The organism is Mesobacillus subterraneus, from assembly GCF_000934845.1.
GTDB classification, from domain to species: domain Bacteria; phylum Bacillota; class Bacilli; order Bacillales; family Cytobacillaceae; genus Mesobacillus; species Mesobacillus stamsii.
This window is the reverse complement of sequence record NZ_JXIQ01000062.1, coordinates 1-17485: the sequence shown is the minus strand read 5'-3', so window position 1 is coordinate 17485 and position 17485 is coordinate 1. Positions and strand designations below refer to the sequence as shown.

General features: G+C 41.6%; 19 protein-coding genes, 1 tRNA gene and 2 other annotated features. Of the genes, 4 read left to right on the top strand and 16 right to left on the bottom strand.

Going from position 1 to position 17485, the window contains the following annotated elements; all coding sequences use genetic code 11:
- Positions 1-66: 66 nt before the first annotated feature.
- From trpA to UB32_RS07385, 8 genes are all read right to left on the bottom strand, one after another.
- Positions 67-831 (bottom strand): tryptophan synthase subunit alpha, encoded by a 765-nt coding sequence (trpA, locus tag UB32_RS07420; RefSeq protein WP_044392500.1) that lies wholly within the window; start codon positions 829-831, stop codon positions 67-69.
- A complete protein-coding gene (gene trpB, locus UB32_RS07415; RefSeq protein ID WP_044392498.1) occupies positions 831-2036 on the bottom strand; it encodes a tryptophan synthase subunit beta in 1206 nt (401 codons plus the stop codon). Before trpB ends, trpA begins: the two co-directional genes overlap by 1 nt.
- Positions 2037-2654: a phosphoribosylanthranilate isomerase gene (locus UB32_RS07410; RefSeq protein ID WP_044392496.1), complete on the bottom strand. Its 618-nt coding sequence runs from the start codon at positions 2652-2654 to the stop codon at positions 2037-2039.
- Complete coding sequence (gene trpC, locus UB32_RS07405; RefSeq protein ID WP_044392494.1) at positions 2644-3438, bottom strand: indole-3-glycerol phosphate synthase TrpC; 795 nt, start codon at positions 3436-3438, stop codon at positions 2644-2646. The genes UB32_RS07410 and trpC overlap by 11 nt, the downstream gene beginning before the upstream one ends.
- 1 nt (position 3439) lies before the next feature.
- A complete protein-coding gene (gene trpD / locus UB32_RS07400) occupies positions 3440-4465 on the bottom strand; it encodes an anthranilate phosphoribosyltransferase (RefSeq protein WP_044392539.1) in 1026 nt (341 codons plus the stop codon).
- On the bottom strand, positions 4449-5051 hold the full coding sequence (locus UB32_RS07395) for an anthranilate synthase component II (RefSeq protein WP_044392492.1): 603 nt from the start codon (positions 5049-5051) through the stop codon (positions 4449-4451). The genes trpD and UB32_RS07395 overlap by 17 nt, the downstream gene beginning before the upstream one ends.
- Complete coding sequence (gene trpE, locus UB32_RS07390; RefSeq protein WP_044392491.1) at positions 5035-6429, bottom strand: anthranilate synthase component I; 1395 nt, start codon at positions 6427-6429, stop codon at positions 5035-5037. Before trpE ends, UB32_RS07395 begins: the two co-directional genes overlap by 17 nt.
- Before the next feature lie 59 nt (positions 6430-6488).
- Positions 6489-6744, bottom strand: a binding site (T-box leader).
- Between the two features lie 73 nt (positions 6745-6817).
- Positions 6818-7069: a binding site (T-box leader), on the bottom strand.
- Positions 7070-7123: 54 nt separating this feature from the next.
- Positions 7124-7765, bottom strand: a complete 642-nt coding sequence (locus UB32_RS07385; RefSeq protein WP_044392490.1) for an MOSC domain-containing protein — start codon at positions 7763-7765, stop codon at positions 7124-7126.
- A 161-nt stretch (positions 7766-7926) separates the two neighbouring features.
- On the opposite strand from UB32_RS07385, the gene UB32_RS07380 reads away from it, so the two are divergent.
- The gene (locus UB32_RS07380) at positions 7927-9204 is read left to right on the top strand and encodes an MFS transporter (protein WP_044392488.1); all 1278 of its coding nucleotides are present in this window, start codon (positions 7927-7929) and stop codon (positions 9202-9204) included.
- A gap of 70 nt (positions 9205-9274) precedes the next feature.
- Here UB32_RS07380 and UB32_RS07375 read toward each other — a convergent pair whose 3' ends face one another.
- The 4 genes from UB32_RS07375 to UB32_RS07360 form a co-directional block, all read right to left on the bottom strand.
- Positions 9275-11134, bottom strand: a complete 1860-nt coding sequence (locus tag UB32_RS07375; protein WP_044392486.1) for a PTS fructose transporter subunit IIABC — start codon at positions 11132-11134, stop codon at positions 9275-9277.
- An 11-nt stretch (positions 11135-11145) separates the two neighbouring features.
- Entirely contained in the window at positions 11146-12060 is a 915-nt protein-coding gene (gene pfkB, locus UB32_RS07370; protein ID WP_044392485.1) for a 1-phosphofructokinase, read from the bottom strand.
- Positions 12057-12809, bottom strand: a complete 753-nt coding sequence (locus UB32_RS07365; protein ID WP_044392484.1) for a DeoR/GlpR family DNA-binding transcription regulator — start codon at positions 12807-12809, stop codon at positions 12057-12059. The genes pfkB and UB32_RS07365 overlap by 4 nt, the downstream gene beginning before the upstream one ends.
- Before the next feature lie 133 nt (positions 12810-12942).
- Entirely contained in the window at positions 12943-13572 is a 630-nt protein-coding gene (locus UB32_RS07360; protein WP_044392482.1) for a LysE family transporter, read from the bottom strand.
- Positions 13573-13709: 137 nt separating this feature from the next.
- On the opposite strand from UB32_RS07360, the gene UB32_RS07355 reads away from it, so the two are divergent.
- Positions 13710-13793 (top strand) — tRNA-Leu (locus UB32_RS07355).
- A 225-nt stretch (positions 13794-14018) separates the two neighbouring features.
- Here UB32_RS07355 and UB32_RS07350 read toward each other — a convergent pair.
- Entirely contained in the window at positions 14019-14225 is a 207-nt protein-coding gene (locus UB32_RS07350) for a cold-shock protein (RefSeq protein ID WP_044392481.1), read from the bottom strand.
- Between the two features lie 374 nt (positions 14226-14599).
- Here UB32_RS07350 and UB32_RS07345 point away from each other — a divergent pair, with 374 nt between their 5' ends.
- Both UB32_RS07345 and UB32_RS07340 read left to right on the top strand, forming a co-directional pair.
- On the top strand, positions 14600-15220 hold the full coding sequence (locus tag UB32_RS07345) for a LysE family transporter (protein ID WP_044392479.1): 621 nt from the start codon (positions 14600-14602) through the stop codon (positions 15218-15220).
- An 80-nt stretch (positions 15221-15300) separates the two neighbouring features.
- A complete protein-coding gene (locus UB32_RS07340) occupies positions 15301-15606 on the top strand; it encodes a DUF6509 family protein (RefSeq protein WP_044392477.1) in 306 nt (101 codons plus the stop codon).
- A gap of 36 nt (positions 15607-15642) precedes the next feature.
- On the opposite strand, the gene UB32_RS07335 is transcribed toward UB32_RS07340, so the two are convergent.
- The 3 genes from UB32_RS07335 to UB32_RS07325 form a co-directional block, all read right to left on the bottom strand.
- A complete protein-coding gene (locus tag UB32_RS07335) occupies positions 15643-15990 on the bottom strand; it encodes a hypothetical protein (protein ID WP_044392538.1) in 348 nt (115 codons plus the stop codon).
- Between the two features lie 79 nt (positions 15991-16069).
- The gene (locus tag UB32_RS07330; RefSeq protein ID WP_044392475.1) at positions 16070-16567 is read right to left on the bottom strand and encodes a metallophosphoesterase family protein; all 498 of its coding nucleotides are present in this window, start codon (positions 16565-16567) and stop codon (positions 16070-16072) included.
- Between the two features lie 127 nt (positions 16568-16694).
- Positions 16695-17192, bottom strand: coding sequence for a GreA/GreB family elongation factor (locus UB32_RS07325; RefSeq protein ID WP_044392473.1), 498 nt, complete (start codon positions 17190-17192; stop codon positions 16695-16697).
- Positions 17193-17485: the final 293 nt, after the last annotated feature.

Here is a 17485-nt window from a genome sequence, read left to right as displayed (position 1 = left end):
CTATTAGTATATAAAAGGAAAACAAGAATGTACTGTAACAAATCGCACGTTTTTTCAAAAAAATACCTATATTTTTTCAACAGAGAGAATAAGCTTCTTCATTTCTTCTAAATTATCCTGCTCAAACAAATCAATAATTTTACTGCCTACAATTACGCCGTCACAATGCCTGCAAACTTCCTCCACTTGTTCTGCTGTTGAGACACCGAAGCCTGCCAAAACTGGGACGGAACTCACGCTTTTCACATAGGACAAAAACTCCGCAAGATCATCACTGAACTTTGTTCGAGACCCCGTGATTCCTGTAACTGTTACGGCATAGATGAATCCTGTTGCAGTTGCCGCAATCTTCCTTATTCTTTCCTTCGGAGTCGTTAAGGTGACCAGTCGAATCAAGGCCAGATCATTTTGTTCAAAAGGAGCAAGGACCAAATCCTCTTCCTCAAGCGGGAGATCCGGGATAATGCAGCCAGAAATCCCGGCATTGGCAGCATCAGTTGCAAAAGCTTCAATCCCGTAAGCTATTACTGGATTTGCATAGGTCATGAAAATCAATGGTACCTTGATCTCCGTCTTATAGGCTGCAATATCCTTCAGTACTTTTTTCACAGTGGTTCCGTGAGCAAGTGCCCGAAGGCCGGCTTTTTGAATGGTTGGCCCATCAGCAACGGGATCGGAAAAAGGAATTCCGATTTCGATCGCGTCTGCTCCTGAGTTTTGAAGGAAGATCAATCTCTCTTTGAGAGCCTCCAATCCTCCATCCCCCGCCATTATATAAGGAATGAATACTTTTTTTCCTTTTTCAGTCAGAGCCTTTTTGATCCTGTCCATTATTCCTGTCCTCCTATTCGAGCTTGAATGGTCTGTACATCTTTATCGCCTCGGCCAGATAAGCAGACAACAATGTTCTCCTCTTTGCTCATTCCGGCAGCGAGCTTTACGGCATACGCTATTGCATGTGCACTTTCGAGAGCTGGGATGATGCCTTCGAGCTTGGAAAGAAGCTGAAAGGCATCCAGTGCTTCTTCGTCAGTAACCGATTCATAATGGACTCTATTGATGTCATGAAGATGACTATGCTCCGGACCAATTCCAGGATAATCCAGTCCCGCAGAAATCGAATGTGCCTCCTGAATTTGTCCGTCCTCATCCTGAAGAAGGTACATCATCGCGCCGTGTAGCACGCCTGGCTTCCCTTTTGTTAGCGATGCTGCATGCTTGTCCGTTTCCAATCCCAATCCTGCCGCTTCCACCCCGTAAATAGCTACGCTTTCGTCTTCGATAAACGGATAAAACAATCCAATTGAGTTGCTTCCTCCACCAATGCATGCGACGAGCGCATCGGGTAATTTTCCTTCTTTTTCAAAAAACTGTTGTTTCGTTTCCTTACCGATGACGCTTTGAAAATCTCGGACCATTTTTGGAAAAGGGTGTGGTCCCATCACAGATCCGAGAATATAATGGGTATCTCTTACATTTGTTACCCAGTACCTTAATGCTTCATTTACAGCATCCTTCAGCGTTCCACTTCCAGCATCAACACTTACCACTTTTGCCCCAAGCAGCTCCATCCTGAACACGTTCAATTGCTGGCGTCTAATATCCTCTTTGCCCATGAAAATGACACATTCCAATTTCAGCAAAGCACAGACTGTCGCTGTAGCAACCCCGTGCTGCCCTGCTCCGGTCTCAGCAACGATCTTTCGCTTGCCCATCCGGACGGCAAGCAAGGCCTGCCCGACTGTATTATTGATTTTGTGGGCTCCTGTATGATTCAGATCTTCACGCTTCAAATAAATTTTCGCGCCACCACTATGCTCGGTTAAATTGCCTGCCAAGTATAAAGGAGTTTCCCTGCCTACATAATCCTTCATTAGCTTTTGAAGTTCTGTGTGAAAATCTTTATCTATCATTGCCCGATTGTATTCTTTCTCCAGTTCCAGCACAGCCTCCATCAATGTTTCTGGGACAAACCTTCCTCCATAATTTCCAAAATGTCCTTTTTCGTCCGGCAAATTATATGCTTTTGTCGTCATTTACATTTCCTCCCCTGCATTCTTTGCTTTCGTGATAAAATCTTGAATCTTCGTTAAATCTTTTTCGCCGTTTGTTTCGACACCGCTGCTGACATCCACCATAAATGGTTTTATCTTTCTGATCGCTTTTCCAATATTCTCAGGGTTCAGTCCACCTGCTAAGATGATATTTGTCTTTGTCATGCCGATTGCTTCTGCCAGATCCCATTCGAAACTCGAGCCATTTCCTCCGTGATATTCTGCTGGAGGGCTATCAAGAAGAATGTAATCAGCTGTTATAGTATCCATTTTCTCAAGATCTTGAGGAAACTGAATAGAATAAGCCTTTAATAACGGCAGCTCGATTGATTGATAATCCTCTAAGTTTTCATCCCCATGGAGCTGGATATGTGTCAGTCCAGCAGTTTCGGCGATCCGCTTAATTGTTTCAGCATTTTCATTTACAAACACCCCCACCTTCCAGACTTCTTTTGGCAGGGTTTCAATGATATTTCTTGCCTCTAAGGCTGTAATTTGTCTTTTGCTCCTGGCAAACACGAACCCTAGAGCGTCCACTCCGCATTGAACTGCATGGCCAGCTGCCTCGACTGAACGTATTCCGCAAATCTTAACCTTCATGATGACTCCTTATCGATGAAACAGTGAAATTGTTGAATGTTTCAGTAAGATCGGCTGAAGTCATGAATGTCTCGCCAATTAATACTCCGTCTGCACCAGCCGCTGCTGCACGGACAATATCGCTCCTTGTTTTCATGCCGCTTTCACTAATTAGCATTGCCCCTGTCTTTTTCACAAGCGGACCGAGCTTCTCGGTATTTGCCAAGTCAACGACGAATGATTTCAAATCACGATTATTAATTCCAATCATTTGAGCATTGATAGCAAGTGCTTTTTCGAGATCGGTTTCGTCATGAATTTCAACGAGGCACTCGAGTCCTTTTTCAGAGGCATACTCGTATAGTTCTGCCAATTTCGCTTGAGGCAATGCCGCTGCTATTAGCAAAATGACATCCGCTCCGGCGGAACGGGCTAAATCTATTTGAATCGGATCGACGATAAAATCCTTGCATAGAATCGGAAGCTCTACTGCTTCTCTGACTTTTTTCAAATCAGTAAAGGATCCTTTAAAACCTTTTTCATCCGTTAATACAGATATAGCTGATGCACCTGCCGCGGCATAGAGCTTTGCTTGCTGAGCAGGGTCCAATGAAAGATTAATGTCTCCTTTTGAAGGGGATGCCCGTTTGAATTCGGAAATGATAGCGACATTGTTTGCCTCTTTTAATGCTTTGATGAAAGAACGCGGTTCGGAAAGTGATGCTTGTATCGTAATTTTCTGCTTCCTCCACTCCTCCACCTCTCCTTTTTTTCGTTCAATGATTGAATCAAGTATTGTTCGCATTTCAACCGACCGCCTTTTTATTTTGCTTGCTGAGGCTGATTAAATTTTCCAGTTTCGATAGTGCCCTGCCTGAATCGATGCTTTCCGCTGCCAGCTCCACTCCTTGCAAAATCGACTCTGCTTTCCCCGCTGTGTATATTCCAAGACCCGCATTCATCAGAACAGTATCCCGATAAGCACCCTTTTTACCCTTGAGAACATGGAGCAATATGTCAGCATTGTCGCGTGCATCTCCACCTCTAATACTGTCATTGTCGTACACTGGCAAATTCACTTCTTCCGGCAGAAGTTTGATTCGTTTGATTTCTCCTTCCGTAACAATCACCATTTCGTTTTCGCCTGCAAGAGAAGCTTCATCCATTCCACCTGCCCCGTTGACGACAATCGCTCGCTTCCTGTTCAGGTTTGCAAGCACTTGGGCAAACTTATCAAGCATATCCCTGCGGTAAATTCCAAGCAACTGGTAATCAAGCTGAACCGGATTTGTCAGCGGTCCGATCAAATTAAAGATAGTCGGGATTTTTAGATCTCTCCGGACCTTCATAATTTGTTTCAATTTCGGGTGTACATGAGGAGCATATAAAAAAGCAATCCCATTCTGCTCGAGGACTTCTTCTGTTTCTTCTGGAGAGAAGTCTAGACTAATGCCGAGTTCCTCCAATACATCCGCACTTCCAGTCTTGCTCGATACACTTCTGTTTCCATGCTTTGCGACGGTAATTCCAGCACCAGCAATAACAAATGCCGAAGTAGTACTAATGTTAAAACTTTTTGAACCATCCCCCCCTGTGCCGCAATTATCAAGCACATCAGGTATTCTCTTTGGAAAATTTAATGCATGCTTTCTGATCGCTTTGACTAACCCGGAAACCTCCTCTGCCGTTTCTCCTTTTGATTTAAGACCTGTCAAAAAGGATGCGATTTCGCTGTCTGATACTTCTTGCGCAAAAATACCTTGGACAGCTTCCTCCATTTCTTGCTCTTGCAGAGATTTTCCTTCGATCAGCATTTCAAGATAATTTTTCATCATTTACAGTCTCCTTTCTGATTTCAGTAAGAAAATTGAATAACATTTGTTTTCCGCTCTCCGTTCCAATTGATTCGGGATGAAATTGAAGCCCATATACAGGGTAATGATTATGCTTGATTGCCATAATTTCGTCGTCATCGGCAGCTTCGGCGAGAATCTCAAAGTCTTCACTGAGCGTCAGCGGGTCGATCACTAAAGAGTGATACCTCATTACCTCCGGTTGTTCATTCAGATGAATCATGATCGATTTACCTGAATGTCTTAACTTAGATTGTTTGCCATGCATGATTGTCTTTGCTTTTATGATTGAACTGCCAAATGAATAGGCGATTGCCTGATGTCCAAGACATATCCCCAGGATCGGAATTTTTGGCGCGAACTGTTGAACTGCTTCGACACAAATTCCTGCCTGTTCCGGCCTGCCCGGACCAGGGGAAAGGACGATTGCTTCAGGATCCATTCGTGTGATTTCCTGAATCGAAATTTTATCATTCCGGACCGTTTTCACTTCAGCTCCCAGCTCACTTAAATATTGGTAAAGGTTATAGGTAAAGGAATCGTAATTATCAATCAGTAGAATCATTGGCAGCCTCCATCAATGCTTTTAATTTATGATTTGTTTCATCAAACTCTTTCGCTGGGTCTGAGTCATATACAATCCCTGCGCCTGCCTGAAGATAGCCTTTACCATCCTTGACAACCAAAGTTCTGATCGCTAAGGCAAAATCCATGTTTCCACATGCAGAGAAGTAACCGACCGCCCCTGAATAAACACCCCTTTTTTCCGCCTCCAGTTCATTGATGATTTGCATCGCTCGAATCTTTGGTGCCCCTGATACAGTTCCTGCTGGAAGACAAGCCGCTAATCCATCGATCGGATGTGCATCTGATAGCAGCCTCCCGCTTACCTCCGATACGAGGTGCATAACAAACTGGTATCGTTCTACTTCCAGAAATTTATCGATTTTCACACTTCCCACTTCGCATATTTTCCCTAAATCATTCCTTGAGAGATCAACGAGCATTTTGTGTTCGGCCAATTCCTTTTCGTCCTGCGTTAGTTCCCGTTCCAGTTTTTCATCTTCATCTGCTGTTTTCCCTCTCGGCCTGGTACCGGCAATTGGGTTCGTAACCATTATTCCGCCCCGGTACTTGACAAGGCTTTCTGGCGAAGTGCCGGCAACTGCATAGTCTGCAAAATCAATGTAATACATATAAGGAGAGGGGTTATTTATCCTCAATTTTCGATAAAAAGAAAATGGATCTCCTTTTGCAGTCGCCGAAAGTCTTCTCGATAAAACTACTTGAAAGATTTCGCCTTCCTCAATCAAGCTCTTTGCTATTCTGACCGAGTTTTCATACTCGTCTCTGTCTTGAGAGGCTGTAAAATCCGATAGGGAAAAGGGACTGATCGGCTGTTTTTTATTTGTCGATTCAAGTTGTTTTTTCCGATTTTCTATTTTTCTGATCAAATTAGTGTTGCTGTATCCCGGATACTGAATGCCAATCAGGTTAATCTTTTGTTTAAGGTGGTCAAATACGATAATCTCATCGAAGAACATCAAATGCGCTTCTGGCATATCTAGTGGATCATCCTTCAACGGTCCAATTTCTTCAAATTCACGAATGAAATCATAGCTGACAAAACCTATTCCACCCCCGATAAAGGGAATATCTAACTCAGGTTTTATTTTTGGAAGCATCTTTTTCAAAGCCTGTGAAAAAGATATCCCGATGTGCTCCTTAGTCCCTTCTCTAATAAGATATGTCTCGCCTTTTTCATTCAAAAGCTCAAATAAAGGGTCGCTGCCGATAAACGAAAAACGGCCAGAATCTTTATATTTATGAGAGCTTTCCAGAAGGAATTTCTTCTTGCCGGGAATCCTTTGATAAACGGATATCGGCGTTAACGTATCTCCTTCCATTTCTTCTACATACACTTCCGAAGCTTCTACTTTCATGTAAAATCCCCCTTAGAAAATAAAAATGTCCCCTATACATGCACAAAGAAATGTGCTGTATAGAGGACGATTACGATTGGACCGCGGTGCCACCTCAAGTTGGAACTTAAAAAAGTTCCCTCTCTTCAAGTACAGGAAATCTAAAAAGATCTCGATATACCCTATCCTTTTAACGGAGGAGTCCGGGCAGCCCTACTTATTGGTTCAGGCTGCCTCTCACAAGGCCATTCAACAGGTATTACGTACCGGTTCACACCATTTCCGGCTCTCTGAAACGAAAATATCCTGCTTACTCTTCTTGTTCAACGAGTTACCATTATTGTTTTTTCGCATTAAATCATTTGGTTCCCAGTTTTAGACAAACAAAAAAGGGCCCCCTCCTTATTTGAATAAGGACGAGAGGACCCGTGGTACCACCTTAATTAGCTGATTAACAGCTCACTTAGCAGCATCAAGCAAGATTTATGCTTTAATGCGTGCCTTTTGTAACGATAAGGCCAGTTCGCCAAAGCCTACTGCCAATTGGGTTCGGTTTGGAAGCTCGGAAGTCCATTCGCAGCAACAGTTACACTGATTTTCACCAACCATCAGCTCTCTTTTAGTACCCGTTTCAGTTACTACTCTTCGTCTACACTGTACGATATATTGTTTTAAATGATAAAGGCAATAAAGAGAAAAGTCAATAAAAATAATTTTAATTTTTCTTCATTAAGAGTTTAGTCACTTCCTCTTTCCACGCTACTGCCAGTCCTTCCGTTCCTATTAGTGATTCAATTGCTTTCCTGTCATTCCTGCGGTGGAAAAGAATTTCATTAGCCATCAGAATAGAAAAGTCATCTTGTTTACGCTCCAGCAATACGATTTCAGCATCTCCATTGACGATCCCATCCTCCAGGACCCTGAAAAAATATCCTGTATAACCGGTTTGAACTACTCTTTTCAATAACAAATCGATACCATTGTTTTTGGAGATTTTAGAACATGGAATCCTTCCTTGAGAAACTTGAATTGTCGCTTCCCCAAGGCGGTAAATATCTCCTATGTATACGTCGGCCTCTTTCATGCCCAGAGCGGAAATATTTTCACCAAAAGTGAGCGTTTCAATCTTTTTATCAAATTCAGCTGACCATTGTTGGTAATGTTCAAAAGGGTAGAAGCAAACAGCTCTGTCAGGACCACCATGGTATTCTGTTGCTGCTACTTCATCACCCTCGAAGGAATTCTGAGTCAAAAGGGCTTGTTTGACTCCTTTCTTCCCGATTGCGGATTGTTCCGCTTTCCCCTCCCAGTTTTTCAACTCTGGCTTCCCTACATTTAAATACAGTATCTGTCCCATGTCCCTCCACCCTTCCGGACTTTTCCAACTATTTTATCCTTTCCAAGGGAAAAATGCCATATAGATTTTACATGGACAATCATTACCATAAAAAGACACCATCTTTTCAGTCGTTTTTGGTCACACTACAAATAGCATAAATTAAAAGGCAGGTTACAAAAATGAATTATCTCGAGAATTTGTTTCCAAAATCCGGGAAACTCTTGGATAAAAAATCTAAGGATACGAAGGTTGATCCTGTCAAAAGTAAAAAATGGGCCATTGTTTCAATTGCCTCTATTCCGTTAGTGATGACTCTTGGTAATTCAATGCTTATCCCAGTTTTGCCAGTAATGGAAAAACGAATGGGCATTTCTGCCTTCCAATCAAGTTTAATTATTACTGTTTATTCGATAGTAGCAATTTTTTTAATCCCGATTGCTGGGTACTTATCAGACCATATTGGTCGGAAGAAGGTCATTATTCCAAGCTTGATTATTACAGGGATTGGTGGAATCATTTCTGGATGGGCTTCATGGCAAATGACCGATGGATATTTGATCGTCTTAATTGGCAGAGCCCTTCAAGGCGTTGGAGCTGCTGGGGCTTTTCCGATCGTATTGCCCTTGGTAGGGGATATGTTTAAAGGGGACGATGAAGTCAGTGGTGTGCTTGGCGAAATTGAAACTGCAAACACACTTGGCAAGGTTTTAAGCCCTATTCTTGGTTCGTTTTTGGCGGGATTTATCTGGTTTCTACCATTTTTCTCCATTCCCATTTTCAGTGCAATTTCGGTTGTACTGATGACTTTTTTGGTGAAAAGCCCAAAAAAGGAGGAAAATCCATTGCCTTTTAAGGATTTTATCCAAAAAGTGAAACTAATTTTCACTGAAAATGGGCGTTGGCTGTATGCCATCTTTTTTATTGGGATAATTGTCATGTTTGTCCTTTTCGGAGTATTATTTTACCTGTCCGATCTCCTTGAGAATAAATACGGAATCCACAACTTACAAAAAGGACTATACCTGGCCATTCCATTAGGGGCACTTTGTACTGCATCGTATATTATTGGGAAACTCATTAAGAAAAATAGAACGCTGATGAAATGGATCACTTTTACCAGTTTATTGATACTTGGGATTGCAGTAGGTCTGCTGAGTTTTTCTAATGAATTATGGTTCTTATTAACCATGTTCCTAGTTGCAGGGACTGGAATCGGCGCAAGCCTTCCTCCTCTTGATGCGCTAATTACCGAAAGCATTGAGAAGGAGGAGAGAGGTACAATCACCTCCATATATAGTTCAATGAGATTTATTGGCGTCGCAGCCGGTCCCCCTGTCATCGCCTTGATGATGAAGAATTCAAATTCGAACCAACTTATTTTTATCCTTCTAGCGTCACTAAGTATCGCAGCATCCCTCGCCACCTTTCTGTCAATCAAGCCAGACAAAAACACATAGGAAAATACATTCCTTGAGGAAGAAAATCCGTAAAAAAGCCTGCAGATCCAATTTCTGCAGGCTTTTTCTATTACTTTGATAACGGTTTCTTCAATAGTCCAAGCAGGACCGCTGTGACAGCTGATCCAATTAAGATTGCGGCGAGGTATAAAAGCCACCCTCCATCCACAAGTGGAACTACGAACAAACCGCCATGAGGAGCTCTCAATCCGATATGGAACATCATTGACAATCCGCCAGCAACAGCCGCTCCAGCCATTGCGGATGGAATGACCCTAAGCGGATCAGCCGCAGCAAATGGAATTGCACCTTCCGTGATAAAGGAAAGTCCCATGATATAATTCGCTTTTCCGGCATCTTGATCTTCTTTTGAAAATTTATTCTTAAAAATTGTAGTCGCTAGTGCGATTCCTAATGGAGGGACCATGCCAGCAGCCATAATAGCAGCCATTGGCTCATATACACCATTTGCAAGCAATCCTGTTCCAAAAACATAAGCAGCTTTATTTACTGGTCCACCCATGTCAAATGCCATCATTAGGCCAAGGACAATTCCTAGCAAGACAGCATTTCCTGTTCCTAAACTTGACAGCCAGTCTGTTATTGCCTGGTTCAAAGCACCAACCGGTTTATTTACCAGGAATAACATAATGAATCCTGTAAGGGCAATTCCGAATAATGGATACAAAAGGATTGTTTTAATCCCTTCTAGTGACGCAGGAAGACCAGCGAATAATTTCTTCAGACCGAGAACGAGATATCCTGCAAGGAATCCAGCGACCAAACCGCCAAGGAAGCCTCCGCCTCCTATTGCCGCAAGCACACCGCCTACCATACCAGGAGCAAATCCAGGTCTGTCTGCAATACTTAAAGCAATAAAACCGGCAAGAATAGGTACCAGCAATCCAAATGCTCCCGCTCCGCCGCCAATATCCATCAGCGCTTTTGCGATGGGATGGTAGGATGGATCTTCTGGATTGAAGGCATTATAGCCGAACATGAAGGAGATCGCGATCAGGATACCACCTCCGACAACAAAAGGAAGCATATTTGAAACACCATTCATCAAATGCTTATAGATTCCTCCACGGCTTGCTTTCTTTTCTGTCGGGACATTGCCTGTCGACTTATAAAGCGGCGCATCCTTCTTAACCGCTTTTTCAATCAGATCTTTTGGCCTGCGGATTCCCTCGGCAACTGGTACATCGATCAATGGCTTACCTGCAAATCTTTCCATATTAACTTTTGTATCGGCAGCGATAATGACAGCCTCAGCTTTTTCAATTTCTTCTGGCGTCAGGACATTTTTTGCGCCCCCTGACCCATTCGTTTCTACCTTGATATCTACGCCCATTTCAGCCGCTTTCGCTTTTAACGAATCAGCTGCCATGTACGTGTGGGCAATCCCTGTTGGGCAAGCAGTGACAGCAACGATGAATTTTCTATTTTCGCCAACAGATGGCTCTTCTTTTTCTTCCTGGTCATAACTGTCTATAATATCCATGACTTCATCTGCAGATTGAGCAACCAACAGCTTCTCCCGTGCATCAGCCTTCATTAAGATGGTTGATAATCGTGCTAGTGCCTCCAGATGCGTGTTATTTGCACCTTCAGGGGCTGCAATCATGAAAAATAAATGCGCCGGCAGACCATCTAGAGATTCATAGTCGATCCCTAACTCTGAGCGGCCAAATACGATGGCAGCTTCTTTTACAACGCCAGTTTTTGCGTGTGGGATAGCGATCCCATCCCCAACACCTGTCGTGCTTTGTTTTTCGCGATTCAAAATCTCCTTCTTGAATATTTTTTGATTGGTTAATTTACCGGTTGAATCAAGTACATCGACAAGCTCATTGACAGCATCGAGCTTCGTTCTGGCAGTCATAGATAAATGAATGGTTTCTTTTGTCAGCAATTCTATGATTTTCATGGTTCTCCCCCTCACTGAAATTTGTGAATTTTCACTTCCGGAAGAAGTGATTCTATTTTTTCTGGTGTACAAAGCCCGATGGAAAAAGCTGTTGCGCTTCCCGATGCAACACTGTATCGAAATGCGTTTGCACGGTCATTCGTTTTTAAGTACTGTGCCAGGAAGCCTGCTACCATTGAATCGCCGGCTCCCACAGAGCTTTTCACTTCCCCTTGTGGAACGCTCGCATGAATGGCACCGGATTCATTTATATAGACAGCACCCATTTCAGCAAGGGAAACGATGACATTTTTTGCTCCTGCCTCAACTAGCTTTTGTCCATAAAAAATGGCGTCCTCCACTTCTGAAATTTCTCTACCGAAAAACTGTCCTAATTCGTGATTGTTTGGTTTTATCAAAAAAGGTTTATACTCAAGCACGGTTTTCAGCAACTCACCTTCTGCATCTATCATCACTTCTGCCCCTGTTTCTTTGCAGATTTGAACGATATCCTGATAAATCGTTTGTGGCATGCTAGATGGAATGCTCCCGGCAAGGATCAGGTAATCTCCTTTTCCTAGCTGTTTTATCTGATCTTTTAATAATCCAATTTCAAGGGTGGAAATTTCAGGTCCTCGTGCATTAATTTCCGTTTCTTTTTCTGCCTTCAGTTTAATATTGATTCTTGTATCTCCCCCAACTTTGACAAAGTTGGTATATATGCCTTCCTTATGGAGGAACTCTTCCACATATTTGCCTGTAAAACCGCCCAAAAAGCCCGTCGCCTTGCTCTCCACTCCAAGAGAGCGGAGAACTCTTGAAACATTGATTCCTTTCCCGCCTGGTAGTTTGGTTTCATAGGAAGTTCTATTCAAAGCTCCAAGTACAATCTCACCTGCTTCAATGATATAATCGACAGATGGATTTAGTGTTAATGTATAGATCATGGTGTCACGACCTTTATAGTAGTTTTGCTGGTATATTGCCCTTTCGTATCTTCATCTAGACTATTTGTAATAATTGCCGCTTCCTGCAAATCCGCTATTTTAGCAAATGTGATTTCCGAGAATTTACTTTCGTCTGCCAGGACATACGTTTCTCGTGACAAGAAAATTGCTTTGGATTTAATCATTGCTTCCTCCTGGTCTGGCGTTGTAAATCCAGAATGAGGATGAATGCCATTGACGCCTAGAAAACATTTATCAAACCGATATTGTTCGAGACTAGCCACTGCTCCTCTGCCAATTACTGCATTTGTCTTCGGCTTCGCATAACCGCCGATCACGTAGGTTTCAATATTCCTATCCATCAGTTCCGGCAAATGCATCAATCCGTTGGTAACCACTACAATATCCTTGGCAGGCAGGAAAGGAATCATTTCCTTAATTGTCGACCCTGCATCAAGATAAACGCTGTCACCTTCTTCAATCAGACTTGCCGCAAATTTGGCGATTTGCCTTTTTTCATGAAGGTTTTTGGAAGATTTCTCGTTCATGCTCGGTTCCTGAAGTTTTCCTTTAAGCCTTGCCGCACCTCCATGTATCCTCTTCAAGAATTTTTCCTCTTCAAGTACTGTCAGGTCACGCCGTATAGTGGACTCCGAAGCTCCTGTGATATCAAGGAGTTCTTGAATTTTCACGATTGATTTTTCCTTGATTAATTGTAAAATGAGCTGGTGGCGCTCAGGTGTTAACATGAGCCATTCCTCCTATTTTGCTTCGTAAATCCATCATAATGTAATCGATTTCAAAAATCAATCATTTTCTTTCAAAATAAAGCAATATACTTCATTATTTTTAAATATGGTGATTGGTTTTGAACGATTTTTTTTAAATTAAAGCTTTAATGCATTGATATCCGAAATACAAACCAAAGCCTATTAACGACATCCCTGAAAATACAGAAATCGTTTTTAAACTGTTATAGGTTAAGAAACGCCTAAAACCAGTCGTGATTGCTGCGATAATTACATCCCAAACTGCTAGTCCCAGGAAAATCATGCTACTGTAGATCAATAAGTCCGCATGGCCATAATTGCTTGCCGTCTTCGCCAGGACTGATCCATAAATCCCTATCCAGAAAAGGATTGATAAAGGACTACTGATGGACAGGATAAATCCTGTTAGGAAGCATTTAAACAGTGATTCTCTTCCCCTACTTGAAGCAAGTTGAATGCTATTGGCCTTTATGATTCCTTCCATCCCAGAGTAAATGAGTACGAAACCGCCAAATAGCCAAAAAAAAATTTGAATGATTGGCATGTCCAAAAAATTTACAAGTCCAAGATAGATAAGAAACATGAAAATGGCATCTGCGATCATTGAGCCTGTACCAACAATCCAGGCATGCCAGAATCCATTTTTAATTCCCTTAACCAGCCTTGCTGAATTGACCGGTCCAATCGGGGCAGCAAGAGTTAATCCTAAAAAAATATAACTTGCTAGCAAACTGATGCTCAAGTTGTCGTCCTCCAACACACAGCAATTTTGTAAATTTTATGTGCTGGAAAGGAAGAATAATACTACTTGTACTAGATTCATAAAAATTTTAATTGAATTCAAATATTTTTATGATATAATTCTTTTATAACTTATTCGCGGGTGTGGCGGAATCGGCAGACGCGCTAGATTCAGGTTCTAGTGGTGGCAACACCGTGGAGGTTCAAGTCCTCTCATCCGCATACAGAAAAGGTGCCTTTTAACATAAGGCACTTTTTTTGTGTTTTTCAGTTAAATATTGCGTTTGATGGTCGCACTTAGAAACCTAGACAAACAGGTTCTTGACAACTTCTCCTCTTTTGCCTTCAAACCTAGTATCTAAACACGATCCGATTCGGATAAGCCTAAAAAATTCATATAATTAAAAAAACAGCCCGGATTTTCATCCGGGCTTCTTGTATCAGTTGCTAACCAATTAAATTTTGACTGTGGTTGTTGACCACTTCAATTATCTTGGTCGTTTCCTTCATATCACTTTTGCAAATCGGGCAAGCGGGGATATTGCTGCTTTTAAAGTTATCTCGAACCCAGCAATTGCAATCATCAGCAGTGCATTCCCATATTTTCGTTTCTGCAGTGACGATTTCTTCAGGCGGTTTTCTTCCAAATGCCATTTTCCTCACGCTCCTATCATTTTAATCGCGGGCTCTCTCTTTAAGTTAATCCAAAATAAATTCTTGAGAAAACCTTATCATCGTTCGTTTGATAAAAAAATTCATTTATTATAAAAAGCCGGCAATGATACTTTTTATAATAAATGAATGATCCGAAAGTTGATTTCTATTCTATTTTATCATACTTTCTTATTTTTTCCAAAACTGACCTGCGTTTTGATGCTAAACACCACAATAACTAGTATATTCACTTCCTAATTTTTTATTTAAACAAAATTTTATTGGTTTTTTTATAAAAAAGGTTGTACATCAAGAATCACCTGAATAAAAATAGTACAAGCAAATTACGCTTTCAGGTTTGGAGGTTTGATATATTGGCTGTTTTCCTTGGTTACGTATTCCTTGGCCTGTCACTTGCCGCGCCCATTGGCCCTGTGAATGCTGCACAAATGGACAAAGGGATCAAGTACGGCTTTCTACAGGCATGGCTTTTTGGTCTTGGTGCCTTGACAGCTGATATGTTCTATATGTTTACTGTCTATCTTGGGATTTTTAAGTATCTTGATACGCCATTCATGCAGTCATTCCTCTGGCTTTTCGGATTCTTCGTCTTGCTATATACAGGCATTGAAACAATCACCAATTCAGGAAAAATCATGATGGAGCATCGACAAGGAAACTCAAGTATCAAGTCTTTTTTTTCCGGTTTCTTTATGTCTATTTCTAACCCGCTGACCATATTATTCTGGTTAGGGATTTACGGCTCTGTTCTCGCAAAAACCGCTTCTAGCTATGGAGACGGACAACTTGTTTTTTATAGCTTCGGTATCATCCTCGGTCTCGTTTTATGGGATATTGTAATGGCAGCTATTTCGAGTAGCTTTCGAAAGCTGCTCAAAACAAGGTTATTAACTTTCATTTCCCTTATTTCCGGTGTGTCTCTGATCGGATTTGCCTTCTATTTCGGATATCAGGCGCTTAAATTGTTTCTCTAATTTTTTGAAGACGATACTTGATTGTTTAAGAGCATTTCGATATATAATAGTAAGGACAAAATCAAAAGGATGAGAAAGATATGAAGATTACCGGACATACGGTCGAACTCCTCGAAGATCCATTTGGGCTTCTGACAGGGGACAGATATGAGTATTTCTTAAGTATTGAAGTTGATGAAGACGATGAGCTTTACACGGATAATGGGCTGTTTTTAAAGGTGCTGTTCCTCGTGGACGAGAGCAACAGTCGAATTCTCCAAAGCTACTTTATTGAAAAAGAAACAGAAAAAGTTCTCGATTTTGAGCTCGAGGAAGATGAAGCAGAATTGGTGAGAGCTTATTGCGAACAACATTTGCAGGCACTTCAAGAAACCGAACAGGAATAAACGAACGAAGAGCAGGAAAAAATCCTGCTCTTCTTTTTACACCTCTACTGACCTTCCTTCCTCGACTATATGATAAATCAGATGGGCGAGGTGCTGAACAGGGCCAAGTTCTCCCTCTTCTTCGTTCAGCTCTTCTGTGAATTCAAGGTCATTCAGGTACAGTGCTGAAAATTCATAGAAATCCTTAAGCGTGAACCCGTAGCAATTAGATGGCATTTCATTGTCGTCTTCGTATTGGAGCATTAAATAGGATACCTTTCCCTCCTTGTCTTCTGCATCAAAGAAAACAAAAAAGCCGATATTTGTGTCCAAGTCAAAAAGATGACGCGTGCCCCCTTCAGTCGCTTGATCGTAATCCTCACTGTCTAATTTTTCGACCTTCATTGTTTCTACCTGATCTTCTGCGTGAAATTTTACATCAAATAGTGTCAAAAAGAATTACACTCCATTCTGCACAGTGGTTTTAATTGCTATCTTCAAAAAAAATATGCTTAGCTATAATTTTTTCCCCGATTGTCAGGATACCATAGGAAAATTCTTTTTGTCTTCTTTTATCTATCGGAGATCCGGGATTAAAGAGGATCACTCCGTTATTTTCCTTTAGAATGGGTATATGTGAATGACCATAAATAATGCAATCAACAACATCGTCCGCAAAAGTGTCTATTGCCCTTTTTTCAGTCGTCTTCCCTGTGCCATGTCCATGGACAATCCCTATACGGAATTCCCCTATAATGAATAGTTCTTTTGTTTTAAGAAGGCTTTTAAGTTCCGGACCATCCACATTTCCGGTTACCCCGATGGTTGGTGCAAATTGTTGCAGTTGATAATAAAGGTCAACCGTCTGCCAGTCCCCGGCATGGATGATGAAATCACATTCTTCCAAGTCGCGCTTCAGGATCCTCGGTAGCTGAATCGCCTTCCTCGGCATATGAGTATCGGAAATGACAACAACTTTCATGACCGAACGTCCACCTCCTGACGGTTTTCCCTGTTATACTACCCTGGAAAAACCCAGTTTAACCTTATCAATCACTGCCACTTTTAGGATTCAAACTTTATAGCAAAACCAAGACCCCATTTACTTTTCACTTCCCTGCTTCCTCCCAGTTGCGATAAAGTCCTATAACCCTGCATTTGACTTTACCAGAGGGGATGGAAAGAAGCGTTTCCTCTCCCACTTTTAAACCGATAAGTTTTTGGGCAACCGGGGTATCATAATAAATTTTATTTTCATCAATATTTGATTCCCCATATCCGACGATTTCGTATGTTTCTTCCTCTGGATCATCCGGATACTCAAACAAACACTTAACAATGGAACCAATCGAAACTTCCTCTGTATTTCTCTCGTTTACCTCAATTAATTCAGCAGTCTTGTACGTTTGTTGAATGTCGTTAAGTCGGTCCATTACTATCCGCTCATCTTGCTCTAATTTATGAAAATTAGGATTCGCCAATTTATCATCTCCGCAAGCATTGAAAGCACTGTTTTTATCGATGCGTACTTGCTTTAGTTCTTGTTCCAGCCTGGTTATTTGCTGCAGAATCAATTGCTCTCCCGTTTGGGTGATTTTAACTGCCATGTTACGCTCCTTCACCTGATAAATTTTATTTGCTAATCTTACCATATGCCAGGATATTTTGCTTAATTAACGTATCCAGAAGATAGATTGGTACATCTGTAACCTATCCAAAGGAATCATTGAGGAAGAAGAACAATTGGCAGTCGATACTACACATGTCGAAGAGAGTCACCTACATTGCTCATAAAGGTTAGATTGTGGCTCGTATTGTTAAAGTGATCAAACCACTCCAACCGTCGATAAAAATACGACAACCGTTGATATTTTCTCTCTAACCGTCGATAAAACCGCCA